This window comes from Saccharolobus shibatae B12 (assembly GCF_019175345.1).
GTDB classification, from domain to species: domain Archaea; phylum Thermoproteota; class Thermoprotei_A; order Sulfolobales; family Sulfolobaceae; genus Saccharolobus; species Saccharolobus shibatae.
The window spans coordinates 424,491-444,254 of sequence record NZ_CP077717.1 but is presented as its reverse complement, the minus strand read 5'-3'; the positions used below and the strand labels follow the sequence as shown (position 1 = coordinate 444,254).

The window sequence follows — 19,764 nt, the reverse complement described above, 5'->3', positions numbered from 1 at the left end:
ACATTTTAAAGCTTTCTATTATGAATAACCTTGTAGTATTACGTCCAAATTTAGAATTTTTAGGTTTGGTATTCATTCACTATTGTAAGTTAACTTTTAATTTCCTAATGGAAAATTACTAGTGAACCTGATTGAAATATCTAAAAATTTTTGCAATCTTATCAAATCTTGCAAATAATCTGGTAAATCCATTCATATCATTTGTATCGGCGTACTTCGGAATGAGCTCAGAGGAATTAGCCTTAATCACATCAGCAACTAATGCAGTACCTAACATTTCGCAATATTTCCTAAACTTCATTAAATCCAAAGCTAAACTCCTAATATTTATAGGCACATTAGTTAACGGGCTACTATGGGTTATAAGCTCGTTTATACCCTTTAACCTAACATTCCTTATTGTCTATTTTATTATAACGATAAGTATTGGTATTGCAAATTTTGGATGGAATTTGATAATGGATAAAATAAGTAAGAATAGTAGAGGATCCACATTATCCCTATATCTAGTTTACGGAACAACAGGAGCATTGGCAGCTACTTTAATAACGGGTTTAATTACGGGAAGTAACACGGAGCTAATAAGAGAGTTCTTCCTTATCTCTGGGTTGATGCTTGTTGGTTCTGCTTACTTGTCTAGAAAGATAGAGACAGATACGACATTCGAGGAAAGGGGAGTTAAAAGTACATCTTTGTTAAAAAGATTTTTAGCTACTGTGTTCCTCTTTAATCTAGTATTATCATTAGCGTGGCCAATTTTCCCGTTAGCACAAGTATATAAATTCCACATGAACGATGAAAATATAGCGATATTAAGTGTGGAAACTGGAGTTACCACAATTCTGTTTCAAAGGATTGTGGCTAAATTAACCGATACTAAGAGAAGATTAACGCTTTTCCTCGGTAGCGCACTTTTTACCATTTATCCATTATCTTATGCCCTATCTAATTCCATTTACATCATTTATGTTACTAACCTAGCCAGTGGGTTTACTAACGCTGTGGGATCAGTAACTTACATTGCTTATATATTTGATAACTCAGATGATTTCACAATAAGGAAAAATTTGGCAGTTTATAATTTAACAGTAGGCTGTGGAGTAATGACTGGATCAATATTAGGGGGAGTAGCGTATAGTTACGTCTCACAGTTTTATAATCCAATGTACTCAATAGATCTCATGCTTATCATTTCATCCATACTAAGATTCTCTGTATCTCCCCTATTCTTGACAATAAAAGATACTCGCTCAAAGCTTAAATAATACTGAACGTAAGTAAAGTCATGTATTCATTTCCAAAAAACTTTAGGTTCGGTTGGTCGCAAGCTGGATTTCAATCCGAAATGGGTACACCAGGATCAGAAGATCCAAATACGGACTGGTATAAATGGGTGCACGATCCAGAAAATATATCAGCAGGATTAGTAAGCGGAGATCTTCCAGAAAACGGACCAGGATACTGGGGAAACTACAAGACATTCCACGACAATGCACAAAAAATGGGATTAAAAATAGCTAGACTAAATGTTGAATGGTCCAGAATATTTCCAAACCAACTACCAAAACCACAAAACTTTGACGATTCAAAACAAGATGTTACAGAGGTTGAAATAAACCAAAACGAACTAAGAAGACTCGACGAACACGCAAATAAAGATGCATTAAACCACTATAGGGAAATATTCAAGGACTTGAAAAGTAGGGGAATTTATTTCATACTAAACATGTACCATTGGCCCTTGCCCTTGTGGCTACACGACCCAATTAGAGTAAGAAGAGGAGATTTAAGCGGACCAACGGGTTGGCTAAGCACTAGAACAGTTTACGAATTCGCCAGATTCTCAGCCTACATAGCGTGGAAATTTGACGACCTAGTAGACGAGTACTCGACAATGAACGAACCTAATGTAGTTGGAGGTTTAGGATATGTTGGTGTTAAGTCTGGTTTCCCTCCAGGATATCTAAGCTTTGAACTTTCCAGAAAGGCTATGTACAACATTATTCAAGCTCATGCTAGAGCATATGATGGAATAAAGAGCGTTTCTAAGAAGCCAATAGGTATAATTTACGCAAATTCTTCATTCCAACCGTTGACGGAGAAAGATGTGGAGGCTGTTGAAATGGCCGAATACGATAACAGATGGGCGTTCTTTGATGCCATAATAAGGGGTGAGATTATGAGAGGGAGTGAGAAGGTTGTGAGGGATGATTTAAGGGGTAGGTTAGACTGGATTGGTGTTAATTACTACACTAGGACTGTAGTTAAGAAGACTGAGAAGGGATACACTAGTCTAGGTGGTTATGGTCATGGATGTGAGAGGAATTCAGTAAGCTTAGCAGGCTTACCAACAAGTGACTTTGGGTGGGAGTTCTTCCCAGAGGGGTTATATGACGTTTTAACTAAATACTGGAATAGGTATCATCTATACATGTACGTTACAGAAAATGGTATTGCTGATGATGCAGATTATCAAAGACCTTATTATCTGGTCTCTCACGTTTATCAAGTTCATAGGGCAATAAATAGTGGTGCTGATGTTAGAGGATATTTGCACTGGTCCTTAGCCGATAATTACGAATGGGCTTCAGGTTTCTCCATGAGGTTTGGCTTGTTAAAGGTGGATTACGGTACTAAAAGACTGTACTGGAGACCTTCAGCCCTTGTATATAGGGAAATCGCTACAAATGGTGGAATAACTGACGAGATAGAGCACTTAAATACTGTACCACCTATAAGACCATTAAGACACTAGACATTTTCAAGTCTCAACACACCAAAAGAGTTTTCTTTTAACCTCACCCTAACCTCATTTTCATTAGATTGCAATAATTTCATGTCTTCAACACCCTTTATTTTGTACTTTTTAGAATCAACACTTAACGTTAATCTAATTGGGAAGTCATTTAGATTTAACACTGTCACAACTCCATCTCTTTTGACTATTAATGAGAACAAGAAGGGAGAAGTGGAAATAGCCTTTATACTGATATGCTCTCCAACGATATCCCTAATTATTTGTCTCGCAATACTAGGGTAAAACTCTGAAATCAGAAATGGTAAATAGGAAGTAAGGGATATAACGTAAACTTTAGCGTTGGAATAGGTATTCTGGAATACTACTGGATAAAGTTCCGTACCGTCATAGGCGTAAAGAATTGGTGTAGCGCCGTTTAAGGAAAATATAGGCCCAATTGGAAAGTTTCCTTGCCTCTTATAGTATGCCCAATAAAAAGTCTTTCCATCCTTAGTTAACGCATTTGCATTAACACTATCGAAGATTACGTTATTCACGCCAAGGATCTTCAGTGCAGTATCTCCCAGAACTTCGATGAGTTTTTTAGCTGCACTGGCCGTGAACAGTAAGTTAACTCCTCTATTTAGCAAGTCGACAATGTCAAAATGGTAAATATCTGACTCAGTCATGAGGACTATATCGTTTGAATCTACAACGTTAGAAACTTCTAATGGAATTCCTATTATTCCCAAGTGATCTTCTACATATTTATCCACCCTTTGAGGTACAAAATGTTGCACTGGTATTCTCTTCAAACCCATATTGCCGTATTCCTTAATGTCTACTCTCCACTTCTGTACCTTTTCCTTATTTTCCTTAATACTCTCAAATAAGTGCCACCTCTCAGGGTCTAAAATATCCCCAGCCTCAAACAAAGTTAACTCTTCAGTAAGGCCAAATGCACTCAAAATGAATTGCTGTAAATACGTTTTAAGACTACCGTAATCCCCGCCTTCTCCTCCTATGAAGGTGTCAAACCAAACTCCCTTTAACTTATCACCAACTATACCCCTTACGTAGTCCACTATGTAAAGTGAGCCATACCTAGCTGTGAATTCCCTAGCCTCAGTACCTACATAAATGTTATCAAAGATTTCAGCCAACTTATCTAACTTAAGACCTCTATGATAGAAGTCTTCTCTCCACTCAGCGACCTTTAGAGTTATCTTAATTTTGCCGTTTACTCTCTTAGCCGGTTCTACAACGTAATCCCTTGAAACGTTATAGATTAGAGAGGAAGAATACTCACACCATAAACGTGATACGACTGGATCTCTCAACATTTTAACTAGCGTATCTCTAGTGAAGTTTAGCCCATACATCGAGTTAAATAGTTTAACGTCAATCTCAGAGTGGCACCAATTAGCCCAAAAATCGTCAATTATTATCTCGTCAAAAACACTTGCCTGCTCTTCAACAACTCTTCTAACCAATTCCCTATTTCTCTCATCAGCTAAACAAGCAACTTTAAAACCGAAATTCTCCATTTCACCCCAACCTTCACCCCACGTACCAATAGCCATCCCTCCAGCAACTTCAAACTGTTTCCCAAAAACCTCTTTGAACTTAACCATTGTATTCGCATCCAGCGTTAGCCCATCCCTATAATTCTCCAAATAAACCTTAGATACTCCCAGTTCTTTAAGCTTTTCAATAAGATAATTGATCTTTTCTTCATTTAGACTCTTTAGAGTAGGGGCTGTAACGTAAACGGCTAACTTGAATTCCTTCATTGTTAAGACAAAAGAATAATAAAATAAAAATACTAATGTCTTTTAACCGTAATACTTTCCTTACCATCATATTCTACCTCCACGTCTGGCTTCGAGTACTCAATACCCTTACCTTTTTCAACCCAGGTTATCATGATTCTCTTCCTCATCTCTAGGTCTCCTCTTTTCTTCCCTATGGTGAGCTCTTGCTTATTATCATCCCATCTAATAGGTATGATAAAGTACTTTCCCCTTTCGTAATCATATGTAACACCATCGTCATCATATATTTCGAAGTAGCCATCCTTGCCGGGATATATCCTCAAGTGAAGCACATCCCAGTCCTCCATTGCATTACTCACATCTTTTCCCAATAATGGTAGAACAGCGCCACTTCTCACAAATAAGGGTATTGTACCTAATGAAACTTTAACGTTTGTTGTTCTCCCTCCTTCCAACTTCTCACCAGTCCAGAAGTCATACCAATACTCATCAGAGGGTAAGTAAACCTCTTTTTCTTTAATGCTCGGTAATGTTACTGGAGATACCATTATATAAGGACCAAACATGTATTGTTCATCAAGATCGTAAACGTTTTTGTCGTTACGAAAATCCATAACTAGTGGTCTCATAATTGTGTAGCTATTGCTATACGTCATCCATGCCAATGAGTAAATGTAAGGAAGTAATTCGTATCTAAGCCTTATATACTTAAGGATAACGTCTTGATATTCCTTTGGAAATCTCCACGGCTCCTTAGGGAAGTTCGTACCATGAACTCTAAGTATAGGGCAAAAAGTACTCCACTGGAACCACCTAACGAAAATCTCTGCATAGGCCTTAGTTTCCGGATTTCCAGAGAAGAAGCCACCAGTATCAGTAGTCCAGTAGGGTATGCCAGAAATTGAAAAGTTAAGACCAGCGGGGATCTGAGACCTCAATGTAGCCCAATCCCCTAATACATCACCAGACCAACTTATTGCTGAATGCCTCTGTTGACCAGCAAAAGCAGATCTAGTCAATATTGCAACTCTTTTATCACTAATTCTCCTTTGCCCCTCATAAACAGCCTTAGTTTCCATTAACGGGTAAGCGTTCAAATATTCATACCCTTTTCCAATCCCTAAATCCACATCGTGAATTGGGGAGAAGAAGACTAAGCCTAGTCCAGTTTCGGGCTCTGAGGCATCTAACCAATAGGCATCTATTCCTATATCGTAAAACCTCTTTACGTAACTCCAGAAAAGCTCTCTACATTCCTCCTTAAAGGGATTAAATGCTGTAGTCCCTGGAATTATACACCCTTTACTCTCCATATCCTTAAACACTTCAGTCTCCTTCCCAAAAGTGGGCCATATTGATATTGCCAACTTAGCTCCCATTTTATGAATTTCCTCGACCATACCTTTAGGTCTTGGGAAATCTATCTCATCAAATTTGAAAGCGTTCCATCCATATTTTCCCCAATACCTCCAATCTAGCACTATTACATCTAAGGGTATCTTCATTTCTCTAAACTCCTTAACTACGCTTACTAACTCATCTTGTGACTTATACCTTTCCTTACTCTGCCAATACCCATAGGCCCATTTAGGTAAGAGAGGGGCATCTCCAGTCAACTTCCTATAACCCTTTATTACATCGTCTATGGAGTCACCGAAAATTACGTAATAGTCTATCTTTTTACCAGCTTCAAACCAAACCCTCAATTCGTTCCCCTTAAGACTTATTGATCCTAGGGAATAGTTATCCCACAATATTCCATAACCTTTACTAGAAATTATGAATGGAATACCGATATCAGTATTTCTCTGAGACAACGTTACGGAAAGACCATTATAGTCTAACTTGTAGGCTGAGGATTGACCTAAACCATTTCCACCTGCATGTTGTCCCAAGCCATATAATCTCTCACCCTCACTCAATTCAAACACTTGATCAACGTTGTAAGTTGATAACTCCTCGTTAAATTTCAAATCCCTCCTCTTCTCCTTAACAACAATTCCCCCCTTGTTGTCCTTTATTATTAACTCTCCGTTAGAAGTTTTTATATTCACACTGAGAGATTTACTGGCAAAAGAGATTATTGAAGGACTCGTACTTCCCCCTTTAATGCCTAGCTTCTCTAGGTTCGGTAATACAACTAGACTATTATCTACTATGACTTCCCTTCCATAATAGTACAAAACTCTAACAATATTATCTGCGATAAATTCTATTTCCACATTTAAATTCCCTATTCTCATTATAGAGCGTCTTTATTATCTATTATATAAGCTTTGTGTTATTTACTTTCCCCTTCTATTATGAAAGAAGGATATGTTATTATAATACTTAAGGAGATTTGATAGTATGGTCCTAAGATTTTCACCCTTACTTAAAGGACGTAAATTGAATGACGTTTTTTATTGTTGGAGAAGAGTGAAAACTACTGATGGAGAACGCTTTGAGGGATGCAACCCCAATGAGTACTGGGAATTTAGTTGGGATGAGTATGAATATCTAAAATTCAAGAATGCTAAATATGGCAAACTAAAGAGCTTAGTAACAGTATCACTGAGATCAAAAGAAACGTTTACAAAAAATGGGGGTTAAGGGGGCGTAAAGCCTCGCCTCTCCGAGGCGGGGATGGATAGCCCCCTTATAAAGTTTAAATACCTCTTTGGTGGAATTTTTCTTAGCGGCGTTGATGATCCTCCTCTCCAGCTCGATCGAGGGTTTAATGAGACTGAGGGAGGAGCAACTATCATCTCCATTTTCTATTTCACGGGATCCAGACAACGTGAATGATGGACCCCCAATTTCCAAATGGGAGTGGATCTCTGATCCACTCGACTGCCCACCAAATGAGAGATGTAAACCCGAATCAATGGTGGGAACGATGAACCCTCTGGATGGGAACCCTCGTCCCTTCCGGTAGACCCAAAATCACCTCCTTAAAAATAAATCTATAGTATTAATAAGTGTTTTTAACAAATTAAATAGAGAATTTTCCAAATTTAGTAAATCTTCAGGGAACAAGAGGACAAGTAGTGATCTGAACTCTTCCCTTCCCACCACACTCTTAAATACGGTGTACAAGGAGTAAAAGGCCATGGCCAATACGAAGATCAACATGCGGAAGACGAACTTAGCGGAACTAGTGAAGGGAAGGAAAGCCTTGATGTTCCTGTAAGAGGTCTCTATGGGACTCCTTACCTTATTATACAACTTCAACACCTCCTTCTTCGGTAGGTCAAGATTAGTCGCCCTAGCGAAGTAAACAACCTTCTCCTTTTTCCTCTTGATTTTCTCCCTGCGATACACGATCAGCCTGAACTTAACCTGCTCGTCCTTCTTATGCCTCTTACTATTTGTCATGTACTCCCCATCAAACTCCTCATAGACCTTCACGTCCCCAACGGGGACACCAATTATATAATTGAACTGCGAAATGAAGTTGAGCACATCAACTGTGTAGAAACCCGCATCAAGAACTATTAACCTTATCTTGAATCCCATTGCAACAACTTGCTCCACGAGGATCTTCACGATATCATCCTTGGTCATCCCGTTCACATGTGTGACGAAAGCCAGTAGGAGTACTTTCCCATCATGTTTAGTCGTTGCTGTTGCGTAGTTCCACGAGTTTCCCTTTTCCGAGCTTCCGAGTCCTTCCACCGGTTTCCCGTACCAAGTTTTGGTGGTCCAGTCTATTGAAATGTCTATTTCCTTCTCTCCCTTTAGCGTCTCCAAGGATATTTTCCTCACTTGTTCCAAGAGTTTCTCAACTACTTCTACACCTTGCTCCTCCGCGTAATTCCTCACGGTTTGTGGTGATACGTTGTATGCGCTTGACTTGTTTTCTATGGAGTCGTTCCATAAACACGCGGAGACTAGCGTTTTTTCTACGTTCTCTGCCTTTTTCCCTTGGAAGTCTAACATGGAAAGTAATTTATATCCTATTTGTTGAATGTTATTTTGGTGGGGAAGACAAGGTGTTATCACCTTGGTTCACCTCGTGATAATACCGTCTTCCTCACCTTAAGCTTTTCTTCAATTTGTTGAACTCTTAATATAGTTATAAATTCCATTTATTTTCTATAAAATTAATAGTACCTTACCGGAATTATTTTTGTAAAATGATTTTGGGTCTACCGCTTCCAGGGCGGTGAGAAAGTCAGTTATGGCCTCTATCAACTTATAGCCAAATTGCCAGATGGATTTTCGATAAGGATTCACCAATGCTATGGTTTGGATTTGAGGCAGATGATCTGTTCGCTGGAGGAGTATGCCATTTCTCCGTCATAAAGGGTATCCTAAAAGCCAACGTTGGTAGATTTGGAAAAATGGTTGAGATTCCCCTTGATTTCGTTGATCTAAATAAATGCGTAGAGGAAAAACCTTGCGCATTCAGTATAAAATTATATGAAAGTGGAGCTGTATGGTACGTGGATGACATGCCAGTTGCATTTGCCGTATTCACGGATGAGGTAGATATTATTAGTTCTTCAAAACCTTATGCCATAGCTTATTCACCTCAACCATCGATTAACTTACCAGTACTACTAGATATAGATGGAGGAAATGTGGATAAGGAGTGGATTTGGGATGGAGTACATCCATGGGGATTAAGAGTGGAAAGTGGTTCTAAAAACGGAGTTATTGACATTAATTTAAGCTATACTTGGGATGAGAAATCATCATCAATGGAAGTACACCCGATACCGGTACCCAAGAAGACTTACCTATTAATAGAACCAGAGGAAGACGCAACTTTAGAATTATATTACTTGACAAAAGATCGTTCAAGTTTAATAGACGAAGTTAAGCTTAGGGGAAATAAACTTAACGTTGTTCCAATAAGCGTTAAGGGAACAATAATAAGACTAATCATAAGAGACTGTAAGGATGTAAATATCGCAAAAGCTAAGATATCATTTTGATAAGTAAATCTATAAAAATATTTTATCTTTTAAATGACAAGAATTAAAATTTTTAACAAGACAAAAAGGACTATCTGCCTTTAACACCTCTCACTTCGAAATCGTAGTTTCCAGAGCTAGCATCAACTATTATCCAATCAGACTCTTCCTTAATGGAGAGTATTCCGGGAGTTTTCTCACTGATAATAGATCCGCTCTCTAGCACTTCAACTTTCTCACTAATTTTAGGTAAGTGAATTTCAGCAAATGAGGGTATCGTAGCTTTAAGTCTGAATACGTTACTCCTAAGCTCCCATTCAACGGAAACTAATCCTCTAATACTTCTCACAGATGCTGAAGCATGACTAAGCCTCTTGTAAAGCCAGGGCTTTATCAAAACCTTCTTAAATCCTGGTTCTAAAACATCTAAGCCGGCAACATACTTGTAAAGCCAATTATCCACACTTCCAAACATATGATGATTATGAGAATTCATACCACTTCCAGTAAGTTTTTCCCACCTCTCCCAAAGTGTCGTAGCTCCTTCTTTGATCATATAACCGTAACTGGGATAACTTTCCTGTGTTAAAGTGTCATATGCAAGATCAACATATCCATACCTTGCCAATGCCTCTGGAACGTATTTAGCCCCAATTATTCCTACGTTTAGATGCTTATCCCAATCTACCTCAACACTCTTAACAAGGGATTTCACAACTTGTACTAAGGCCTCTTTGGGAACCATATCCTCAACTAGAGGTAATGCGTTACACACCTGAGACCCACCGAATTTCACCTTTGATCCATCTGGTGAAGTGTATGTAGAGTAATAACCCATAGTAGAATAGCGACCCATAGAAACCTCGCTCAAGAAATTCCTGTTAAAAGCATCAAGAATCTGCTTTGCTTTCTCCTCAAACGACTTAGCCTCAGTATCTTTCTTAAGTATCTTAGCTACCCTCGAGAGAAGTTTTGTATCTCTATAATGTATCCAAGTTGAGATAATCTCCGGTGGACAATGTTCAACTGACCTAACTCTTCCAGGAGGAACCCAGTCACCATACTTATTGAAATATAAGATTCCGTCCCTAGTCATCGAATTTAAGTAATTCCACCACTTCTTCATGACGTCATAGCTGTCTTCCAGAATCCTCCTATCGTTATAATATACGTAAAGTATCCAAGGTATGTATATGAGTGCAGTACCCCAGGCTGGATCAGCCGGGTAGATTTCCCAGTATGGAGGTGCAACATCTGATATCGACCCATCTTCTTTTTGGGAGTCAATGATATCCTTTATGAACTTCTCGTAGTACCTAATCATATTGAAGTTAAGTATTGCTGAATCTGAGGATAACCACGCATCTCCAAGCCAACCCATTCTCTCATCCCTCTGTGGACAATCAGTTTCAACTCCATTCACCAAGTTCCCCTTAAGACTCCAAAGTGTTATTCTATGAATGCTATTGAGCAGATTGTTTGAAGAGGCAAAGGAACCTATGGATTCTAGATCTGCGTGAATGACTTCTGCCTCAACATCATCCATTGACGGAGTACCCGGGTATCCAGTAATCTCCACATATCTAAAACCGTGAAATGTAAACCTAGGCTCCAAAATCTCAATCTCCCCACCCCTTAAAATAAATACATCTGTTGACTCAGCACCTCTAAGGTCAAGGGTGTTTAGCGTACCATCAGAGTTCAAAAGTTCTGCATACCTAACTCTTATTTCATTACCCTCAATACCTCCTTTAACCTTAACCCTCACCCATCCCGTAATGTTCTGACCGAAGTCAAAGACGTGAATACCGGTAGCGGGATTTAAGTGTTCTCTAGGTTTCAAAATAGCCATTACTTTCGTTGCTGGTATTGTTGCCGATGATCTAAGTTTACCTATAGGAGGAAGTTTAGAGCAAGACATCCAAGAAGAATCATTGAAGCCCGGTGAGTCCCATCCCTTTGGTTCAAGTCTGGCATCGTACCTATAACCAAGATATATATCATCACCTATTATTGGTCCACTCTGAAGGCACTTCCAGTTTTCATCAGTATCAATTTCCACTACACTTCCATCAATAAGATTAACCCTTAACATGACCGTGGCTCTGGGTTCACCGTAATACTTTACACTTCTAAATCGTTGACCGAACCTTCCCCTTCCCAATATTACACCCATGGCGTTAACTCCTTTCCTAATTAACTTAGTAACGTCATAAACGCTATAATACACTGTCTTAGTGTACTCACTCCATGGTGGGTCTAACGCTTTATCCCCTACTCTATTTCCGTTAATCCTCAACTCGTAGTATCCCAACCCACTTATATATACCCTAGCCTCTTCCACCTCTTTGTCAATGACGAACTCTTTTCTCAGTAATTGCCCTCCTCCTACCCATGTCCAATCCTTTGGCTCAATCACTCCAGTCTCAAACCACGCTATATCACTTGAATATTCCTTACCTTCCTTGTCCCATACCTTGACTTTCCAGTAGTATCTATTGTAGCTCTTTAGTGGAAGTCCTTTATATTCCACGATATTATCGTCAGATTCGACAATTCCAGAATCCCAAATGTCACCGCTATCTTTAGTGATGTTATTTAAACTTCCTACTACAATTCTATATGCCTTTTGTGAATTACCTCTGTTTGTTGGCATGAAGATCCAAGAAAATCTAGGTTTTGGTTCGTCTAGACCAAGGGGATTTATTGTGAACTCAACTCTAAGGTCTATTACTTTTGACATCTAGTAGCTATTCGTAATATTAAATTTAAGTATTATTCCTAGCTCGTACGTATTCATAGCTTAGCTTCAAATGGATGGATATTACAAGTTTAACGCAATAAACGTTTAATTAGAAGCTAATGCATAGGTTCACTATATCCTTAATACTTGTTGAAATCCTTAGGGGTTACGCAATCTCTTTGTAATAATCAGTTCTCTATATCGGGCATATTAAAACTATTTTTCATCACAATAGAGATACTAGTTATAGGATATGTTTTAATACTCTAACGAAAAAGAAGGAAAATCAGAGGTGATTAAAATCAGAATTAAAGACATTAAGGTCAGGAGTATAGCTGTCCCAATAAGGGGAAAATTGCTAAGGGTTGCTGGTGAACACCCTGGAAGAAATGTATTCACTTTAGTGGAAATAATTACCGATGAGGGAGTCACTGGATATGGTGAAACTGGAGGTGGTGGATTCTCATTAGCTCCACTCATTGAAAAGTTGAAAGATCAATTAATAGGTGAGGACGCGTTCAATATAAGGAAGTTAAAGTGGAAAGTTGCTTCTCCAATAACTGCAACCTATTATAATCAACTATTACCCCAAATTTGGTTTCCCATAGAGACTGCACTTCTCGATATAAAAGGGAAAGCTCTAGGAGTATCGATATCAAATCTCTTGGGAGGTCTGCTAAAGGATAGCATAGAGGTTTCAGCTTACATTTTCCCAACAGAGGATACAGAAACAGTGGAAGATCTAGTAACAAATGCCGAAATGATAGTTAGAAGATACGGGTTTACGTCAATAAAATTAAAGGCAGGAGTTTTCAAACCGGAGCACGAGATAGATGTTGTTAAGGCATTGGCAGAGAAATTCCCACAGGCTGTATTTAGAATTGATCCCAATGGTGGGTGGAATCTATCCCAAGCAATAAACGTAGCTAAGAGTTTAAACGGGATAAGGATTGAGTACTTTGAGGACCCGGTCTGGACAATGGAGGGATTAAGAGCGTTCAAACAAGCCACTGGGTATACTGTAGCTACTAATACAGTAGCGACGAGATTTGAGGATGTACCTAACGTTTTCCTCAGAAATGCCGTAGATGTAATATTAGGAGACCCACATTGGTGGTATGGGATATATGGCTATCTTGAGCTTTCAGCCACGCTTTGGAGTTTAGGTTTAGAATTAGGAATGCATAGTCCAAGTGAAACTGGAATAGCTTTAGCGGCAATGCTTCACTCAGCAGCAGTGACTCAAAACCTAGGCTACGCAATAGACACGCATTACATATATTTAGAAGATGATATAATAAAGAGGCCATTTAATATAGAGAATGGGAGAGTAAAGGTACCAACAGAGCCTGGGTTGGGAGTTGAAATCGCCGAATCCAAAGTAGAAAAATACGAGAACTTCTATCGGGAAACCGGAGATTATCCTTACCAAGGGCAAAAAGATATAGTAACAATACCTAAATTGAAGTTTAGAAACTGTAAATGTCACGTTTAACTAGTTACTCGATAACATTTTATAGCGAAGTCAAGTAATATCAAGTTAATGGTTAGTTGTAGGCAATATGACGACGTAGTAGATGAACTAAATGTAACCTTCAACATTCCAGAAAAAAGTGATAAGTTCTTTATTCTATTTCACGGATTTACTGGAAGCAGATTCCAGCCTCCTTACAATGAATTAGCAAACTCATTATGCGAAAAGGGAATAAACGTAATTAGAGTAGAATTTAGAGGACATGATAAAAGTAAATTTCCTTTCGAAAATTTTAGAATAGATCACGCTTACGAAGACGCTGAAAATATAATCAGTTTTGTTGAAAAAGAGTATAATCCTAAACAAATTGGACTAGCAGGCGTAAGTATGGGAGGTCACGTGGCGATTTACGCAGCTGCTAAATTCAGTGGAATAAATGCGTTAATACTCCTCGCTCCCGCAATAGACTTTACGGAAGTCTTTAGAAATCCACCTAAAAAGGTCGATAATTACTACCTTGTGGGGAGATACGGAAACTTAAAGCTTAAAGAAGATGGGTACAAGAGTGTAGCAAGGGCAAACGTGATGAACTTAGCAGAGAAAATTTCTTCTCCAATCTTGATAATTCATTGCAAAGACGATAGTGTTGTTCCTTACACGCAGTCCATTAGGTTCCTTGAAAGAATAAGAGTAGAGAAAAAGAAACTTGTTCTATTAGAGAAGGGAGATCACTTCTTCGAGCCAAATGAGGTAAAGAGTAAAGTAATTGAAGAAGCGAATAACTTTTTATCTATGATTAATTTCTAAAACTAAATATAAATAAATTTTCTTTAAAAAAGAAAATTTATTTGTAATTGTTATTTTTATCTTCTTCTTAGTTCTAGTACTACTCCTATTATTACTATGATTATGACTACTACTGCTATTATGACATATAGTGTAGTATTGGATGATGAACTGGTAACAGTACTAGTTACAGTACTAGTCGTAGTACTCACAGACGTTGAAACACTAGTAGTAGTCGAAACACTCGTAGTAGTAACAGTACTAGTCGTAGTAGTTACAGTACTAGTAGATGTGCTAGTACTTGTCGACGTAGTAGTACTAGTTGTACTAGTACTTGTAGGATACACGAATGGATCATTTGAAGTCAACCAACTGGAAGGAACTGTAATATTAAACTGACTTTCATAATACCACCAAGGCTCTGGAACAGACTGATTAACCAAATGCAAAGCCAAAATAACGGGTAGCGGTGGATTATACCATGGTGCTCCAATCCAATAGTTATTTTGCGGAGTTACCCAACCTGTAATTGTACTATTAATATACTCATAATTAACCCATCCATTTATTAGGACAATTGCCGGCATATATTTTAGCCAGAACATTCCAATCTCATTTAAGAGCTTCTCATATTCAGTTACATTACTAAAATTACCCATCGCTAGTGTTTCCGAAAAGTTTATAGATTAGCATTACCAGATTGAACTATGCAAGATTTGGTTCAAGCTTATAAGGAAGAGAAGAACGCGAGAATTAAGGAGAGGATTCTTGCAGTGAAGCTGCACGTAGTTGATGGTAAATCGGAGAAAGAAGTTTCGAAAATGCTTAACAAGGGCTATTCCACGATAAAATTGTGGATTGGTAAGTACAAGAAGGAAGGTCTTGATGGACTAAGGGACAAGCCCAGATCGGGAAGACCCAGAAAAGTAGAAGAAGAAAAGATAAAACAAATACTTGAAGATAAGCCCCAAAAATACGGAATACAAGAAGAGTACTGGACAATGAGAACATTAAAGATAGCACTACAAGAACAAGGAATAGAGTACAAGAAATCCAGACTATACGAACTAGTCCACGAACTAGGATACAACCTAGTAAAACCCAGACCTACCAACATCCAGGCAGAAAAGGACAAGTGGGAAGACTTTAAAAAAAATAAAGAAATTGGAAGGAAAGGCCTTATTCTTTCTAGACGAGTGTAGGGCAGTAATTAGCACGTCAATTAAGAAGGTTCTAGCTAAGATCGGCAGTAAGCCCGTAATGCGCGTCAATATAGGTTTTTCCTCAATCTATGTTATTCTCGCTATAAACGCTTGGACCGGTGAAGTAATAGTTTCTCTTGCTAAAAGGCCTAACTCTGAATCTGTTAAGTATTTCTTGAGGTACTTTAGGAGGCGTGTGGGTAGTGGTAGGGTTTACATGGTCATGGATAATTACTCTCCTCACAAGACTAAGGGTACGCTTGAGGTTTGTCGTAGGAAGGGTATTCATCCCGTGTTTACTCCTCCCTACTCGCCTGAGCTTAATATGGCTGAGGCGGTCTTCAAGTCCCTCAAGAACTACATGAGCAATAAAATATTTTATACGATAAAAGACGTTAAAAATTGTATTAAACAGTTCTTTGAAGAAAATAAGTATAGATTTGATCTTAATGCAATAACATACTTAGGGTTAGATAAAATTGAGGTCTAAGAACTTTCCGGAAATACTAGCGTATTGGTAAAGTTTTATTATCGGCGGAGAATTGGGAGATAAACGTAAAGATAAGTTTAGCCTTCCTACATTGTATGTTGTACTATTACCTATAGGAGTTATATTACCTGGTGTATTCACTGGATTATAGAGAAAGGCTTGGAAAAACATTATTGGTGTAGGACCAGTTGATAGCAGATATATTCTTTCTATCCAGAAATTCCCAGTCTGTAAATCATTTAACGCAGTGGAAAATGGAGGAGTTATCACTTGAACGTTTAATCCTATCTGTTTAAGTTGTTGAGCAATTATGTTTACTTCAGCATCCCACGTTGTCGAACCTGCAGGTGCTTCAATAGTCATAGTTGGAACTGGAGTACCATTAGGAGCAATCAACTGCCCATTGACAAGTTTATACCCATGAGATTCTAGCAATTGCAACGCTGCAGTAACATTACCTTGAGGTGGAGCTAATTGCTGAGCAAGCTGTGTTACAGTTGAGTTAAAGAATCCGAGCTGACCTACCGAAACTGGTAAATCTATAGCTGGGGTGGTATAGTTATAGTATACTAGGTAAGTTATAGCAGTTCTATTAATTGCCAGGCTAATAGCTTGCCTCAAAACTGGATCAGATAAAGGCCATCTCATATCATTGAGATATAAAACGCCAGGTGATGTAACGTGTTGGAAAAAGTAGTGATTGTATTGTGGATTTTTTGCTACAAAGACAGATTGAATATCTTGAATGGATAATCCTGCCCACTGTATTTTTCCAATGCAAGATCAGTAGTAGCTTGCGTACTGCTTGCATATGCTGGGAATAGTAGGTATTTTATTCTCGGTTCTCCCGGCATCCAATAGTGTGGGTTTGCTACTAATACTACTTGTTGTGGACTAAAACTATACAGCATGTATGGACCAGTACCTATGGGATTCGTAACTTGCCATATATATGGATTACCAGTCTTGTTTAAGGCTACATATGTACCATTTGGCAATTGTTGTACTGGGAATAATTTACCCCACTGTGCAGGATCGACAATAAAATGCCCAAGGATTGTATATAAAATAACTGGAGTAGCTCTTTGGTTAAACACTATTTCCAATTGGTAAGGGTTTATTATTGTCATGTTTGCTATGTCGTTTGCAGTATAGCCGAGTTGTGGGTACGCTTGTTCTAGGGCGAACGTGTACCATACTGCTGTTGCATTGAATGGTGTACCATCTGTGAAGTATACATCATGCCTCAACCACAAGATTAACGCCAACGTTTGAACCTTACTACCATTTGGCAAGTAAATATAACCAGTAGTAAATGTCCAATTAGTGGCTAGCCATGGAATAATCTGCGCTGTACCATAGTCTATTAACGCCAGGGGTTCATATATAAACCACATGCCTGCGTATCCTCCAGTAGGAGAGTTCCATGGGTTGAAGTTGTCTTGCCATGTGCCTACAGTATTTGCTACTACAACTAAACTCCCTTCGGGTTGTACAGATGTTGGCTGTGATGTTGCAACGTTAAATGTTATCCCTAAACTTATGATCATTAAAACAGCTACAATTATTGATATTAATTTTCTTAAGAACTCCATTATATCCTCAGATATTTTAATGCTTTATGCATATTTAATTTTTACAAGTTACTAGTTAGATTATAATTTAAATTATAGATTCTAGACATCTAACGGGTAATAACCTTATAAAAGGCCTTTCACAGATTCCTTTAGTGAACCTAAAGTAACTAAGATCGGGTACTCTTGCTGATATCTGGAAAACCTTAAGTTCGAAGATTTTATGAACCCTTTTATACTGCATTATCGAGAAAAATATGGGTGAATTAAGATCACTTGCAAGCCTATTTCTGGTACTATTGATCTTCAGAATAATGAATGGATTTTCTACATAATGAATAAACCACCCTCCATGAATGAAAGTACTTTATTAATCATGTTTCATGGATTTACGGGAAATCACATAGAGGCTGGAAGACTCTTCTCTGATCTAGCAATTAATTTATGTAATGCGGGGATTACTACTATAAGATTCGATTATAGAGGGCATGGGGATAGTTGCGGACTTTTCGATGAAGCATTCTCAATTAAAAACGCTTTAGAGGACTCAGAATACGTTGTCAATTACGCAATTAAGATGGGATTTAGTAAGATTGGTTTCTTGGGATTTAGTTTAGGAGGAGAAATGGCTTTGTTGACGTTTAAGAAATTCCGTAACGCCATAAAGGCTTTAGTGTTAGTTGCACCAGTGTTATCCGCTGAGGGGCCGCGTAGTAATTGGATACTAAACCAAGATCGATATAGATATTCACCTTTTGGTCCATTTAGGTTAAGGGACAAAATTATTGGTGAAATGAAAGTTAACCTAATGCATATAGCTGATGAAATTAACGTCCCAATACTCATTGCCCATTCGAAAGATGATGAGGTATTAGATTTCAGATTTTCAATGGAGTTTTACAACCAAGTAAAGTTTACTGATAAACAAATATTACTATTTGACAAGGGTGGACATATATTTTACGATTATGAAGTTAGACAGAGATTGTATAAAGAAGTAACTGAGTGGTTAATTAAGAGATTAAAATAAGACTTTCTTTTAACAATGGTATCAACTTGTTACCTCCCTTAATATTTTAATTAAGCCATTGAAGGACTCCTTAGTACTTGCCTCCGGGTCATTTGCGGCATTTCTATAATGAGTTTCTAAAGATATTACATATGGCTTACCCTTTAATGCTCTAAATTGACCCTTATAGTCTATCATCCCTTTTCCCACAGGCATCCAAATGAAGTGCCCATCTTTAACCATAGCGTCTTTGATGTGCAAGTGCATGATGTCATCTTTTATTAATTCGTATGCGTCTGGATATGGTGTTTCCCTAGCGAAAAATGCGTTACCAGGATCCCACAATACCTTAATCCATTTTGACTTTATTTTGTCTAAAAACGTTCTAAGTTCTTTACTAGTTCCCACGAGACAGCTGTACTCATTCTCTATCACTAATGTTACCCCTTCACTTTCAGCTATATCAATGGCACTGTTAAACCTTTCAGCTAGCTTATCAATATAATATTTTAATTCCCCCTCGTACCAAAAGGTGAATATTCTAGTATAGTTTATGTCCAATTTCTTACTTAACTCTATTACCTTCCTCAAGATTTGTAAGTGCTCTTTATAACCCTTCTCGTCATTAATGTATATTTTAAAGGTAAAGGAATCTAAATTCGAAATAGTTAACCCGTATTTTTCAACAATGTTCCTCATTTCTGAAAATTCGGAGTCTGATACTTGTGTTATATTCTTATTCCATAAATTTCTCACTTCAACGTGACTTGCACCTAGCTCTTTTATCACTTTTACTGCGTGCTCGAAATCGAGAGAGATCTCGTCTGATATGATTCCTACATTCCAATTCATGTAGTATAAGACTTTTTCTGAGCTTAAATTTTTTGACAATAGAAAATCTGGCTAAATAAACTCATATATATACTTTAGATAAGCCTAACGTACCTAAATTTATCAAAATAAGGATCAAAGCTTAGGTACATAATACAGTATAAACGTACATTTTTTAACTTGTTACCTATAAATATTAAATAATCAAGCGGCTAAATATGAATGAGGTAAGCAAGAAGTGT

General features: G+C 37.9%; 13 protein-coding genes and 3 pseudogenes. 9 read left to right on the top strand and 7 right to left on the bottom strand.

What is annotated here, in order from left to right; all coding sequences use genetic code 11:
• Positions 1-131: 131 nt before the first annotated feature.
• Positions 132-1,265, top strand: coding sequence for an MFS transporter (locus J5U23_RS02645; RefSeq protein ID WP_218266858.1), 1,134 nt, complete (start codon positions 132-134; stop codon positions 1,263-1,265).
• Positions 1,266-1,285: 20 nt separating this feature from the next.
• Complete coding sequence (gene bgaS / locus J5U23_RS02640; protein WP_218259329.1) at positions 1,286-2,755, top strand: beta-galactosidase BgaS; 1,470 nt, start codon at positions 1,286-1,288, stop codon at positions 2,753-2,755.
• Here the strand turns inward: bgaS and J5U23_RS02635 are convergent.
• Entirely contained in the window at positions 2,752-4,530 is a 1,779-nt protein-coding gene (locus tag J5U23_RS02635; RefSeq protein WP_218266857.1) for a hypothetical protein, read from the bottom strand. The two genes, bgaS and J5U23_RS02635, sit on opposite strands and share 4 nt — an antisense overlap.
• 32 nt (positions 4,531-4,562) lie before the next feature.
• Positions 4,563-6,755 (bottom strand): glycoside hydrolase family 31 protein, encoded by a 2,193-nt coding sequence (locus tag J5U23_RS02630; protein ID WP_218266856.1) that lies wholly within the window; start codon positions 6,753-6,755, stop codon positions 4,563-4,565.
• A 106-nt stretch (positions 6,756-6,861) separates the two neighbouring features.
• Between J5U23_RS02630 and J5U23_RS02625 the strand changes: the two genes are divergently transcribed.
• Positions 6,862-7,104, top strand: a complete 243-nt coding sequence (locus tag J5U23_RS02625) for a hypothetical protein (RefSeq protein WP_218260321.1) — start codon at positions 6,862-6,864, stop codon at positions 7,102-7,104.
• A 94-nt stretch (positions 7,105-7,198) separates the two neighbouring features.
• Positions 7,199-7,429, top strand: a complete 231-nt coding sequence (locus J5U23_RS15640) for a hypothetical protein (RefSeq protein WP_244988850.1) — start codon at positions 7,199-7,201, stop codon at positions 7,427-7,429.
• An 8-nt stretch (positions 7,430-7,437) separates the two neighbouring features.
• Here J5U23_RS15640 and J5U23_RS02620 read toward each other — a convergent pair whose 3' ends face one another.
• A complete protein-coding gene (locus J5U23_RS02620; protein ID WP_218266855.1) occupies positions 7,438-8,496 on the bottom strand; it encodes an ISH3 family transposase in 1,059 nt (352 codons plus the stop codon).
• A gap of 236 nt (positions 8,497-8,732) precedes the next feature.
• Here J5U23_RS02620 and J5U23_RS15635 point away from each other — a divergent pair, with 236 nt between their 5' ends.
• A complete protein-coding gene (locus J5U23_RS15635) occupies positions 8,733-9,434 on the top strand; it encodes a hypothetical protein (protein WP_244988807.1) in 702 nt (233 codons plus the stop codon).
• A gap of 70 nt (positions 9,435-9,504) precedes the next feature.
• On the opposite strand, the gene J5U23_RS02600 is transcribed toward J5U23_RS15635, so the two are convergent.
• Complete coding sequence (locus tag J5U23_RS02600) at positions 9,505-12,156, bottom strand: alpha-L-rhamnosidase (protein ID WP_218259326.1); 2,652 nt, start codon at positions 12,154-12,156, stop codon at positions 9,505-9,507.
• A 292-nt stretch (positions 12,157-12,448) separates the two neighbouring features.
• On the opposite strand from J5U23_RS02600, the gene J5U23_RS02595 reads away from it, so the two are divergent.
• Positions 12,449-13,651, top strand: a complete 1,203-nt coding sequence (locus tag J5U23_RS02595; protein ID WP_218266854.1) for an enolase C-terminal domain-like protein — start codon at positions 12,449-12,451, stop codon at positions 13,649-13,651.
• A 48-nt stretch (positions 13,652-13,699) separates the two neighbouring features.
• Positions 13,700-14,437, top strand: a complete 738-nt coding sequence (locus J5U23_RS02590) for an alpha/beta hydrolase (RefSeq protein ID WP_218266853.1) — start codon at positions 13,700-13,702, stop codon at positions 14,435-14,437.
• A gap of 56 nt (positions 14,438-14,493) precedes the next feature.
• Here the strand turns inward: J5U23_RS02590 and J5U23_RS02585 are convergent.
• A pseudogene (locus tag J5U23_RS02585) lies at positions 14,494-15,078 on the bottom strand (ABC transporter substrate-binding protein); the annotation flags it as partial.
• 45 nt (positions 15,079-15,123) lie between these two features.
• On the opposite strand from J5U23_RS02585, the pseudogene J5U23_RS02580 reads away from it, so the two are divergent.
• Positions 15,124-16,108: pseudogene (locus tag J5U23_RS02580) on the top strand (IS630 family transposase).
• An 18-nt stretch (positions 16,109-16,126) separates the two neighbouring features.
• Here the strand turns inward: J5U23_RS02580 and J5U23_RS02575 are convergent.
• Positions 16,127-17,703, bottom strand: a pseudogene (locus J5U23_RS02575) (ABC transporter substrate-binding protein); the annotation flags it as partial.
• A 331-nt stretch (positions 17,704-18,034) separates the two neighbouring features.
• Between J5U23_RS02575 and J5U23_RS02570 the strand changes: the two are divergent.
• Positions 18,035-18,712: an alpha/beta hydrolase family protein gene (locus J5U23_RS02570; protein ID WP_218266852.1), complete on the top strand. Its 678-nt coding sequence runs from the start codon at positions 18,035-18,037 to the stop codon at positions 18,710-18,712.
• 21 nt (positions 18,713-18,733) lie between these two features.
• Here the strand turns inward: J5U23_RS02570 and J5U23_RS02565 are convergent, their stop codons facing one another.
• On the bottom strand, positions 18,734-19,543 hold the full coding sequence (locus J5U23_RS02565; protein ID WP_218266851.1) for a sugar phosphate isomerase/epimerase family protein: 810 nt from the start codon (positions 19,541-19,543) through the stop codon (positions 18,734-18,736).
• Positions 19,544-19,764: the final 221 nt, after the last annotated feature.

Bases quoted from the DNA above. Each gene is read 5' to 3' on its own strand.
- bgaS (WP_218259329.1), top strand. From the start codon at position 1,286: ATGTATTCATTTCCAAAAAACTTTAGGTTCGGTTGGTCGCAAGCTGGA.
- J5U23_RS02635 (WP_218266857.1), bottom strand. From the start codon at position 4,530: ATGAAGGAATTCAAGTTAGCCGTTTACGTTACAGCCCCTACTCTAAAG.
- J5U23_RS02630 (WP_218266856.1), bottom strand. From the start codon at position 6,755: ATGAGAATAGGGAATTTAAATGTGGAAATAGAATTTATCGCAGATAAT.
- J5U23_RS02625 (WP_218260321.1), top strand. From the start codon at position 6,862: ATGGTCCTAAGATTTTCACCCTTACTTAAAGGACGTAAATTGAATGAC.
- J5U23_RS15640 (WP_244988850.1), top strand. From the start codon at position 7,199: ATGATCCTCCTCTCCAGCTCGATCGAGGGTTTAATGAGACTGAGGGAG.
- J5U23_RS15635 (WP_244988807.1), top strand. From the start codon at position 8,733: ATGCTATGGTTTGGATTTGAGGCAGATGATCTGTTCGCTGGAGGAGTA.
- J5U23_RS02600 (WP_218259326.1), bottom strand. From the start codon at position 12,156: ATGTCAAAAGTAATAGACCTTAGAGTTGAGTTCACAATAAATCCCCTT.
- J5U23_RS02590 (WP_218266853.1), top strand. From the start codon at position 13,700: ATGGTTAGTTGTAGGCAATATGACGACGTAGTAGATGAACTAAATGTA.
- J5U23_RS02570 (WP_218266852.1), top strand. From the start codon at position 18,035: ATGAATGAAAGTACTTTATTAATCATGTTTCATGGATTTACGGGAAAT.
- J5U23_RS02565 (WP_218266851.1), bottom strand. From the start codon at position 19,543: ATGAATTGGAATGTAGGAATCATATCAGACGAGATCTCTCTCGATTTC.